The 9,165-nt window shown below is 75.5% G+C and carries 11 protein-coding genes; 4 read left to right on the plus strand and 7 right to left on the minus strand.

The window, feature by feature from the left end:
* The first annotated feature begins 21 nt into the window (after positions 1-21).
* The 3 genes from ACOV8S_RS03590 to ACOV8S_RS03600 all read left to right on the plus strand — a co-directional run bounded on the left by ACOV8S_RS03590 (position 22) and on the right by ACOV8S_RS03600 (position 2,968).
* On the plus strand, positions 22-945 hold the full coding sequence (locus ACOV8S_RS03590; RefSeq protein WP_448316058.1) for an RNA polymerase sigma-70 factor: 924 nt from the start codon (positions 22-24) through the stop codon (positions 943-945).
* 107 nt (positions 946-1,052) lie between these two features.
* Positions 1,053-1,673, plus strand: coding sequence for a helix-turn-helix domain-containing protein (locus ACOV8S_RS03595; RefSeq protein ID WP_448316059.1), 621 nt, complete (start codon positions 1,053-1,055; stop codon positions 1,671-1,673).
* Entirely contained in the window at positions 1,670-2,968 is a 1,299-nt protein-coding gene (locus ACOV8S_RS03600) for an MFS transporter (protein ID WP_448316060.1), read from the plus strand. The genes ACOV8S_RS03595 and ACOV8S_RS03600 overlap by 4 nt, the downstream gene beginning before the upstream one ends.
* 32 nt (positions 2,969-3,000) lie before the next feature.
* Here the strand turns inward: ACOV8S_RS03600 and ACOV8S_RS03605 are convergent, their stop codons facing one another.
* The 3 genes from ACOV8S_RS03605 to ACOV8S_RS03615 form a co-directional block, all read right to left on the minus strand.
* Complete coding sequence (locus ACOV8S_RS03605) at positions 3,001-3,756, minus strand: hypothetical protein (RefSeq protein WP_448316061.1); 756 nt, start codon at positions 3,754-3,756, stop codon at positions 3,001-3,003.
* Entirely contained in the window at positions 3,753-3,959 is a 207-nt protein-coding gene (locus tag ACOV8S_RS03610) for a hypothetical protein (protein ID WP_448316062.1), read from the minus strand. The genes ACOV8S_RS03605 and ACOV8S_RS03610 overlap by 4 nt, the downstream gene beginning before the upstream one ends.
* Positions 3,960-4,069: 110 nt before the next feature.
* Positions 4,070-4,849 carry a GNAT family N-acetyltransferase gene (locus ACOV8S_RS03615; RefSeq protein WP_448317341.1) on the minus strand — a complete coding sequence of 260 codons (780 nt, stop codon included), beginning with the start codon at positions 4,847-4,849 and terminating at the stop codon, positions 4,070-4,072.
* A 334-nt stretch (positions 4,850-5,183) separates the two neighbouring features.
* On the opposite strand from ACOV8S_RS03615, the gene ACOV8S_RS03620 reads away from it, so the two are divergent.
* Positions 5,184-6,110 carry a hypothetical protein gene (locus ACOV8S_RS03620; protein WP_448316063.1) on the plus strand — a complete coding sequence of 309 codons (927 nt, stop codon included), beginning with the start codon at positions 5,184-5,186 and terminating at the stop codon, positions 6,108-6,110.
* A gap of 84 nt (positions 6,111-6,194) precedes the next feature.
* Here ACOV8S_RS03620 and ACOV8S_RS03625 read toward each other — a convergent pair whose 3' ends face one another.
* From ACOV8S_RS03625 to ACOV8S_RS03640, 4 genes are all read right to left on the minus strand, one after another.
* Positions 6,195-7,013: a DUF2785 domain-containing protein gene (locus ACOV8S_RS03625; protein WP_448316064.1), complete on the minus strand. Its 819-nt coding sequence runs from the start codon at positions 7,011-7,013 to the stop codon at positions 6,195-6,197.
* Between the two features lie 55 nt (positions 7,014-7,068).
* A complete protein-coding gene (locus tag ACOV8S_RS03630) occupies positions 7,069-7,809 on the minus strand; it encodes an SDR family NAD(P)-dependent oxidoreductase (protein WP_448316065.1) in 741 nt (246 codons plus the stop codon).
* A gap of 243 nt (positions 7,810-8,052) precedes the next feature.
* Complete coding sequence (locus ACOV8S_RS03635) at positions 8,053-8,277, minus strand: hypothetical protein (protein ID WP_448316066.1); 225 nt, start codon at positions 8,275-8,277, stop codon at positions 8,053-8,055.
* A gap of 63 nt (positions 8,278-8,340) precedes the next feature.
* On the minus strand, positions 8,341-9,000 hold the full coding sequence (locus tag ACOV8S_RS03640; protein WP_448316067.1) for an HAD family hydrolase: 660 nt from the start codon (positions 8,998-9,000) through the stop codon (positions 8,341-8,343).
* Positions 9,001-9,165: the final 165 nt, after the last annotated feature.

A 9,165-nucleotide genomic window follows, 5' to 3' on the forward strand; every position in this document is an offset into this window, starting at 1 on the left:
GAACCCGCGAGGAGAGCGCCCGTGAACAAGGTCGAGGAGTTCGAGGAGCTGCGGCCCCTGCTGTTCTCGATCGCCTACCGGATCCTCGGCAGCGTGGGGGAGGCGGAGGACGCGGTCCAGGAGACCTGGCTCCGCTACGACGCCTCCGCCACCAGGCCCGACTCGGTCAAGGCGTACCTGTCGACCACGGTGACCCGGCTCGCCATCGACGTGCTGCGCTCGGCCCGGGTGCGGCGCGAGGAGTACGTGGGGCCGTGGCTGCCCGAGCCGCTGCTGAACGACCCCTACGAGGACCCGGAACGCGCGGCGGAGCTGTCCGACTCGGTGTCCATGGCCGCGCTGCTGCTCCTGGAGCGGCTCAGCCCGTTGGAGCGGTCGGTGTTCGTGCTGCGGGAGGTGTTCGCGTTCGGGTTCGGCGAGATCGCGGAGGCGGTGGGCCGTTCGGAGGCGGCGTGCCGGCAGTTGCTGGTGCGGGCGCGCCGTCACATGAACGACGGTCGGCCCCGGTTCGAGGCCGACCGCCGGGAGCGGCAGGCGCTCGCGGCGCGGTTCTTCGAGGCCCTGTCCCTGGGGGACGTGGACGCACTGCGGGACCTGCTCTCCGCCGACGTGCGGACGGTCGGGGACGGCGGGGGCAAGGCGCCGCAGCTCGCCAGGGCCGTCGTCGGGGCGGACCGGGTGGCGCGCCTGTTCGCCTCCGTCTACCCGCCCATGACCGAGGTCGGGATCACCTGTGAGCAGCAGGAGATCAACGGGCAGTCGGGCGCCGTCTTCCGGGACCGTGACGGCCGGGTCCTGCACGCCCTGGTGCTCGACATCCTGGACGGGCAGATCCAGGCGATCCGCTCCGTGATCAACCCGGACAAGCTCCGTCACCTCGGCCCCGTCGCCGACGCGTGGGCCCTGCACCGGGAGGTGAGGGAGACCCTCAGGCGGTCGCGGTGAACGACCGGGGCGCTCACGCCGGCCGGTTCCTGTCGGCGGGCGGCGCATCTCGGCCATGATGCAGAGAAGCGTTTGCAGAGGAGTCTCTGCACGCTACGTTCGGCTGCATGAGCGACGACACGACCGGCCCGGACGACACCCCGCAGCCCCCGCCACGCAGGCCCGTGCGCCGCCTGGACGCGCGCAGTCTGCGCGGCCTGGCGCACCCGCTGCGGATGAGCATCCTCGAGCTGCTGACCCTCGACGGCCCCGCCACCGGCACGGCCCTGGCGGCGCGGCTCGGGGAGAACACCGGCACCGTGAGCTGGCACCTGCGGCACCTCGCCGAGCACGGCTTCATCGAGGAGGAGACCGGCCGCGGCACCAAGCGGGAACGCTGGTGGAGGGTGGTGGACGAGACCAAGGTGCTGGAGACCGCCGAGTTCCGCGACGACCCCGCCACCCGCGGCGCGCTCTCCGTCTACCTGCACGAGGTGGTGCAGCAGTACTTCAACCGGGTCACCACCTACCTGAACGAGAGCTGGGACGAGGAGTGGCAGCGGGCCGGGACCCTCTCCGACCGGCGGGACCTACGGCTCACGGCGCCGCAACTGAGGGCCCTCAACGCCGAGTTGCTGGACGTGATCGCCCGCCATGCCGCCGCTCCCAGCGACGAGCCGGAGCCCGGCGCCCTGCCGGTCGTCGTGCAGCTCCAGTCGTTCCCCCGCAAAGAGCGGGGCACGGCGTGAGCCGGGCGGCAGGACCCGGCCTGCTGCGACGGCACCGCGACTTCCGCCTGCTGTGGTGCGGTGAGACGGCCGGCAAGTTCGGCTCGTCCGTCACCTCCGTGGCGATGCCCCTGGTGGCCGTCTCCACCCTGGAGGCCGGCGCCTTCGAGGTCGGGCTGCTGAGCGCCTCCGCCTGGCTGCCGTGGCTGGTCATCGGTCTGCCGGTCGGGGCGTGGGTCGACCGGATGCGGCGCAGGCCGGTGATGCTGGCGGCCGCCGCGGTGTCCTTCCTGCTCTTCCTGGCGGTTCCGCTCGCGGCGTGGGCGGGCCTGCTGAGCGTCGGCCTGCTGATCGTCGTCGCGCTGCTGACGGGCACCGCCGCCGTCTTCTTCCAGACCGCCTACAGCGCCTACCTCCCCAGCATCCTCGCCCCCGAGGACCAGCCCGAGGGCAACGCGAAGCTGCACGGCAGCGCGTCCGCCGCGCAGATCGCGGGGCTGGGCTCGGCCGGTCTGATCGGGCAGGCGGCGGGCGCGGTCAACGCGATGTTCGCCAACGCGGCGACCTTCCTCGTGTCGCTGCTGTGCCTGGCCGGCATCCGGCACCGCGAACCCCGCCCCCAGCCGGCGGCCGCCCGGCCGAAGGCGCTGCTGCACGAGGTCGGGGAGGGGTTGCGGCTGGTCGGCGGCGACCGGTGGCTCCGCAGCCTCACCCTCTTCGGCGCCACCTCCAACCTCGCCCTGATGGGCTACCAGTCGATCCAGGTCGTCTTCCTGGTCGACACCGTGGGCCTGGCGCCGGGAGCGGTCGGCGGACTCATCGCCGCCACCAGCACGGGAGGCGTCGCGGGCGCGTTCGCAGCCCGGCGGATCGCCGCCCGGATCGGCACCGCCCGCGCGATGCTGGTCTTCGAACTGGGGCTCGCGGGGCTCGTGCTGCTCGTCCCGGCTACGCACGCCGGAGCGGGGCTGGGGCTCTTCGTCGCGGGCGGTTTCTGCGTCTCGGCGGGCGTGGTGGCCGGAAACGTCGTCAAGGCGAGCTTCCAGCAGCGTTACTGCCCGCCCCGCCTCCTCGGCCGGCTCACCGCGAGCACCGCGTTCCTCAACTTCGGGACGCTCCCGGTGGGCGCCCTGCTCGGCGGCTGGCTGGGCACCGTCCTCGACCTGCGCACCGCCCTGTGGATCACCACCGCCGGTGTGCCGCTGGCCGCGCTCGTCCTGCTCTTCTCACCCGTCGGCCGCACCCGCGACCTGCCGACGACGCCCCGACCGGAACCCGGGCCGGCGCCCCGCCCCCTGGAGCGGCAGGGAGGGTGAGAGCACGCGCGACGGGCGAGGCCGCCGCGGGGTCACCGCCCCGGCCAGGGGTACCCGAGGGCTTCGGCGGACTCGCGGGATCCGCCGCACACGTCGCCGCTCCACCGCGGATCCTCGGACGTGAGGAGGTCCGCCAGGTGCGCGGCCTGGTCGGCCGGAGCCTCGTCGGTGACCGGGAGGACGTGGCGGAACTGCAGCCAGGGACGGCCCTCCCGCAGCGCGGACCGGCCCGGGTGGAACAGCAGGAGGGTGATCCGGTCGGGCTCCCGGTGCCAGGCGGAGACGCTGTCCAGCTCGCACTCCCACCGGCCGGGCCAGTCGGCGTGGTCCCGGAGCCGTTCCTCCAGGAGCCGGGCGACCGTCCGGGCCGGCCACTCCCAGCTGTGGTCCGCCGAAGCGCGGCGGATCTCCGCCTCGTACGGGTCGCGCCCGAAACGGAGTTCGGGGAGGGTGAAGGACGCGTCGGCCGGGTCGCGCCAGTCGCTCCAGACGACCTGCCCGCCTTCGCGCCGGACGGTGACGTACACGGCTCCGCAGCAGCCCTCCGAGCACTCCGCCTCCGCGAGCCGGACCCGGCGCGGTGTGCCGGTCGCGAGCAGCGGCGAGTCCGGCCCCAGCAGCCGGCTCGGGTCCTCCGCGGGGCCTTCGTCGAACACGTCGGCCAGGAGGTCCCGGCCGTCGACGACCGGCCGGCACTGCACGGCCCCCTGCCGGGTTCCGAGGGGCGGCACGGAGACGCGGAGGGTCAGACGGGCCGGTGCCGTGGGGGTGGAGCCGGTGCTGCTCATCGGCGGCCCGATCTGATCCAGCGCCACGCGAAGGCGCAGGTGACGAAGGGGGCGACCAGCAGGGAGAGCATCCACAGGCCCACGCTCGCCGGTGAGTAGACGTAGTACTGCCACCGGGGCGGCAGCAGCGACGGCGCGGCCACGAGGACGCACAGGGCCACCCAGGTGAGCAGCACCACCGCCGCCGCCCGTACCGCCGTCATCGCCGCCTCCTCCTCGCCGACCCGGCGCCCGGGTTCTCCTGCCGAGGTCCGGCGACACCCTATGCGGCGGGCCCGGGGGCGCGGGCGGCGCCCCCGGGCCGGTCGTGCCGTCAGAGGAGTTCGGCCTGCTCCGGGGTGGGCGGCAGGGAGAGGTACAGGCGGGTGCCCTGCGGGTGGAAGCCTGCCCGTTCGTAGACGCGGCGGGACCCCTCGCCCGAGTACTCCAGCCAGACGGACCCGGCGCCCCGGCCGAACATCGCCTCCGCCACCGCGGCGGTCACCGCGGCGGCGACACCGCGGCCGCGGAAGGCCGGGCGGGTGCCGACGCCGGACAGTTCGGCCGTGCCCTCCGCCGGTGCGGAGCAGGACGCCCCGCCGAGGACCCCGGCCCCGGGTTCGCGGACGAAGCGCACGGCGCCGCCCTGGAGTTCGGTGTTCCGCAGACGGTCGGCGCCCTCCTTCGAAGACCCGAACAGCCCGCCGAACGCCTCGGCCAGCGCGGCGTCGAGCTGCGCGAACTCCTCCTCGGTGGCGGGCGTCTCCACGCGCGGGGAGCCGGCCGCCGTGGGGAGGACCAGCGTGCCCGGCGTGCACACGAGGTACTCGTGCACCGCCTCGGTACCGAACCCTGCGGCGCGCAGGGCGGGTTCGACGGCCGGCGCGGCCTGCGGCGCGAACTCCAGCCGGGGCAGCAGGCCGCGCTCCCGGAAGAGGCCGGTCAGCGACGCGACGTCGCGCCCGGTCGGTTCCGCGCCGGGCAGCGGGGTCGCGTAGTTGAGGTACGGGCTGTCCGTGCCGGGCATGAAGCCCGCGACGAAACCCCCGGTCTCGACGACCTCGGGACGGCGGCGGAGATTGGCTACGGCAAAGCTCTGGACCTGGTTGTCCATGATGGTGATCGACCTCACGAAGTCTCAGCTGGTTCCGCGCCGACGACGAACCCGGTGACGGGTGCGACGTATGGAGGGCGCGGCGGAGTCGCGGTGCGCGAAGGCACCGATACGTGGGGCCGCCGTGGAGACGGCGTGGCAGACCGAGGCCGCGTGAAGCGGGTGCTCAGTGCCGACGGCGGCCGCTGAGGGGCGCCGCAACCATGGACTTCGTTCCTCACCGTGCGTGTGGTCCGCGTGATCGCGGACGACGTCCACCTTGGCACGCCCGCGGGCGGCGGGCAAGCGACATTTCCAGGTGAGCGAACGGGGGCGCCCGCATAGGGTGCCCGGCATGAGACGCACGGACCGCGTGGCCGACGACGGGACCTGGACCGGCCTGGCCCTGGAGTCGGAGGGCCGGCCGCGCCCCGGGCTGTGCCTGTTCGCCGGCGACGGGCGGATGCTGCTCACCCAGGAGACGCGGCCCGTCCTCCTCGCCGCCGTCACCCGCGACCACTGCGAGGTCGTCTTCTGGCGCACCGACGCCTACCGTTCCGTCCTCCCGCCCTGGCGCGCCGACACAGCGCGCGACCTGGCCGGGCGGCCGGACCGCTGGGCGCACCGTTTCGCGGACCGCCTGGCCGCGGCGCCGGGCGGCCCGCTGCACGACGGGCGGTGGCTGCTGACGCCGCAGGGCCCGCCGCACTGGAACCGCGGGTCCCGCCCGCCGGCGGAATACTGGGGCGAGATGATCGTCGAGGGCCATCCCGACGGATACGTCGACTGGTTCTTCTTCCACGGCGACTGGACCCTCCTGCCGCTGCGTCCGATGCCCGGCCAGGACGACGCCCGCGTCAAGGCGTACCGCAAGCAGGCCCGCGAGGGCGTCCTTCCGCCCGTCCTGCTGTGGTGGGTCAGCGGCCTGTACTGCCACGTCGTCCTCGACGGTCACGCCCGGCTCGCCGCCGCCCTCGCCGAATCCGTCGAGCCACCGCTGCTGCACCTGGTGCGCACGGCCCCGGGGGACGAGGTGGCCGCGGGCACCCGGCGGGCCGTGGAGTGGTACGAGGCCGAACTGGCGCGATTCGCCGCGCTGCGCGCCCGCCACGGTGAGGTGATTCCCGACGGCGCCGGGAGCGCGGGCCCCGTCCTGGCCCGCCGGCTGGAGGAGCTGCGCACGGCGACCCGCCCCACCTGGGCCTGGCCGCTGCCCGGCGGAACCGAAGGGTGGCGCCGGGTCGTCCGGGAGACGACGGGCGGGGCGTGGGACGGGAACTGACCCGCCCCGACCAGGATCCGGCAGCAGGCCGTACGGGACCGGCCCGGGCACGAGCGACGTCGAGGAGGGCCGACCGCGCCGCGGTCAGGCGAGCCAGTAACAGGGGAGCCGGAGCAGGTCGACGACGCGTGCCGCCACGGCCTCCGCGTGCGGCGGGGCGTCCTCGCCGGCGATGCCCCGGCTCAGGTGCAGGTGCAGCGACTGCAGCGTGGCGAAGGTGTTGAACGCCCAGACCGGCACCGGCCCCGGGCCGCCGCCCTCCAGGGCGTCCGCCACCACGTCCAGCCAGGCGGTCGCCCCGGCGGCGTCCAGGCCGGGGGCCTGGAGGACCCGGGTGAGCGCCCGGGCCAGCCGTGCGTCCTCCAACTGCTCGTAGCGGTGCGCCGCCCCGGGGGCGGTCATCCGGCGGGCGCAGAGCTCGAGCAGGCCGGTGCGGCGGCCGGGCAGCGCCTTCGCGAACGCCGCGGCGGCGTCCGCGCCGTGGGCCACCGCGTGCAGCCAGCCCAGGGCGTCGTCCCAGCCACGGGTGTCCTCCTCCGCCGGGTACCAGGCGCTGAAGGCGGCGTACCAGCGCTCCGCGGCGGCCTCGGTCACCAGGCCGCCAACGGCGGCGGAACGGTTCAGCACGCAGCTCAGGAGCAGCGGAGCGAAGGTCCGCGCCTGCACCTCGGGGTGGACGAACCGGCCGGCGGCGCGGTCGCCGAGCTCCTCGAGGACGTCGTCGAGAACCCCTTCCCCGATCCAGCGGGCGGCCGCCGTGTAGGCGTGGTCGTCGCGGACCACCGGGTCGGGCGAGACCAGCATCGCCGACAGTTCCTCGGCGAGACGGGACGACGGGACGGCCTCGGGCACGGGGAATCCGCCGGCCGCGATCGACGGCCAGTCGAGAAGGGCAGTGGTCATCGCGCCAGCCTGGCACAGCCGCCCGCGCCGGGTGAACGGTCCCCGCAGCGGCGACTCAGGTGAGGTTCAGGCCGCCGTCGAGGACGATCACCTCACCGGTGAGGTACGCGCTGTCGATCACCGACGCGACCAGGGCGGCCACGTCCTCGGGCCCGGCAGGCCTCCGCATCGGCGCGCGCTCCCGCCACAGCTCGTGCGCCTGCGCCCAGTCCCTGGTCATCGGGGTGTCCACGAGTCCCGGCGCGACGGCGTTGACGCGTACCTGGGGGCCCAGCGCGGCCGCCAGCAGCCGGGTCACGTGGTTGAGCGCCGCCTTGCTGGCCGCGTACGGCACCGACGAGCCCTTGGGGCGCACCCCGGCATGGCTGGTGATGTTGACGACGCTGCCGCCCGCGGGGGCCTCGCGCAGCGCCGGCAGGGCCTCCGTGCACAGCACCCACGGCGCGATCAGGTTGACCTCCATCAGCCGCCGCCAGTCCGCGGGCGACGCGGCGGCCAGGTCGTCGTGCGGGATCGGCCAGCTGATGCCCGCGTTGTTCACCAGCACGTCCAGCCGCCCGCACCGCGCGAGCGCCGTCGCGACCAGTCCCCGGGCCTCCTCCTCGACCTCCAGGTCGGCCCGCACGTACTCCCCGCCGAGCTCGGCCGCCAGCGCCCGCCCGGCCTCCGTGCTGCTCCGCGAGTGCACCACCACCCGCATCCCGTCCGCCGCCAGCCGCCGCGCGACGGCCTCCCCGATGCCCGAGGTCGACCCGGTGACCAGGGCGACCGGGCGGTCCGCTTCGTCGATGCTCATGTCGCGGATCCTGCCACGGCGGCTTTCGCGTCCCGGACGCGGCCGGGGGGAGCGGAGAGCGGGCGCGGTCGGACCGCGGTGTCCGGGGCCCGACCCGGGCCCGGGTCCGTGGCGAACCGGCGCACGGCGGCGAGCTGCCGGCCGGTGACCCGCACGACCACCCACGGCAGGAGGAAGAAGGCCGGCACTCCGGCCGTGAAGTGCGGCGCGACGGCGCCGGCGGGATGCGGCCCGCCCCAGGCGTCACCACCGACCGGTACGGCGCGGGGTCGGGTGCTCGCAGAAGAAGAGGCGCAGCCGCAGACGTCCGAAGGCGGGACCGGCCCCGGCCACCAGGAGCGCCGTCAGCAGCACCAGCAGACCCAGGGCGGAAGGTCCGCCGTCGTGCGCGGCCCGCGTCAGCGGCGGCAGCGCCACCACCAGGCCGGCGGCGAGCGGCAGCAGCGCGTACAGCAGGTGCCGCGGCACGACGGCGGGGTCACCAGCGACCGGAGACGGGCCCCGGCGCCGAGGGCGAGGCGGAGGCAGGGCTCAGCGGCGGCCCTCCCCGGCGGAACGGCCGGTCAGGTGCGACACCAGGTCGTCCAGGCCGTCCACGCTCCAGTCCGCGCGCGCCGACGGCGTACCGGCCCAGAAGTGGCCCAGCGCGCCCCGCCGCACGTGCGCGGTCCGGAAACCCGCCGCGCGCGCCGGCAGGAGGTCGTTGGCCGGGTGGTCGCCCACGTACACGGTCTCCCCGGGCTCCGCGGGCACCCAGTCGGCGAGCCGCTCGAAGAAGGCCGGGGAGGGCTTCTCGACCCCCCAGTCGCCGGAGACGGCCAGCGCGTCGCAGGGAAGGTCCAGGGCGCGCAGGCATCGGCCCGCGCCGCTGCTCTGGTTGCCGGCCACGCCGACCCACACGCCCGCGGACCGCAGGGCGGCCAGCGCGCCCCGGACGTCCGGGTACAGGTCGGACTCGTCGATCACCTCGCCCCGGCCGGCCGCCTCGCGGGCCCGCCACTCGGCGGCCACGTCGATGCCCGGGCGCACCAGGGGCAGCGCGTCCTGGTTGTGCCCGCCCCGGGCGACGACCGCGCCGACGAGCGCGGAGAGCGTGTGGCGGCGGACCCCGAGCCAGTCGGCCCAGTCCGCCCAGTACCGGTCGTCGCCGACGAGCGTCTCACCCACGTCGAAGACGGCTGCGCGGATCATGGAGGCCTCCTGTCGCCCGGACGTCGACGGCGGACCACCACATCATGGCCGCCGGGCCGCCGCAGCGGTGCCGGTACGGCGATCTCGGGTCGGGGCGGGAGACGGGCCGCGCCCGGGGAGGCCGGCCACGCCCGGGGAGGCGGGGCCTCACGCCGACGGGTGAAC

Source organism: Streptomyces sp. CO7 (genome assembly GCF_053474865.1).

Bases quoted from the DNA above. Each gene is read 5' to 3' on its own strand.
- ACOV8S_RS03620 (WP_448316063.1), top strand. From the start codon at position 5,184: ATGAGACGCACGGACCGCGTGGCCGACGACGGGACCTGGACCGGCCTG.
- ACOV8S_RS03615 (WP_448317341.1), bottom strand. From the start codon at position 4,849: ATGGACAACCAGGTCCAGAGCTTTGCCGTAGCCAATCTCCGCCGCCGT.
- ACOV8S_RS03630 (WP_448316065.1), bottom strand. From the start codon at position 7,809: ATGAGCATCGACGAAGCGGACCGCCCGGTCGCCCTGGTCACCGGGTCG.
- ACOV8S_RS03640 (WP_448316067.1), bottom strand. From the start codon at position 9,000: ATGATCCGCGCAGCCGTCTTCGACGTGGGTGAGACGCTCGTCGGCGAC.
- ACOV8S_RS03605 (WP_448316061.1), bottom strand. From the start codon at position 3,756: ATGAGCAGCACCGGCTCCACCCCCACGGCACCGGCCCGTCTGACCCTC.
- ACOV8S_RS03610 (WP_448316062.1), bottom strand. From the start codon at position 3,959: ATGACGGCGGTACGGGCGGCGGCGGTGGTGCTGCTCACCTGGGTGGCC.
- ACOV8S_RS03595 (WP_448316059.1), top strand. From the start codon at position 1,053: ATGAGCGACGACACGACCGGCCCGGACGACACCCCGCAGCCCCCGCCA.
- ACOV8S_RS03625 (WP_448316064.1), bottom strand. From the start codon at position 7,013: ATGACCACTGCCCTTCTCGACTGGCCGTCGATCGCGGCCGGCGGATTC.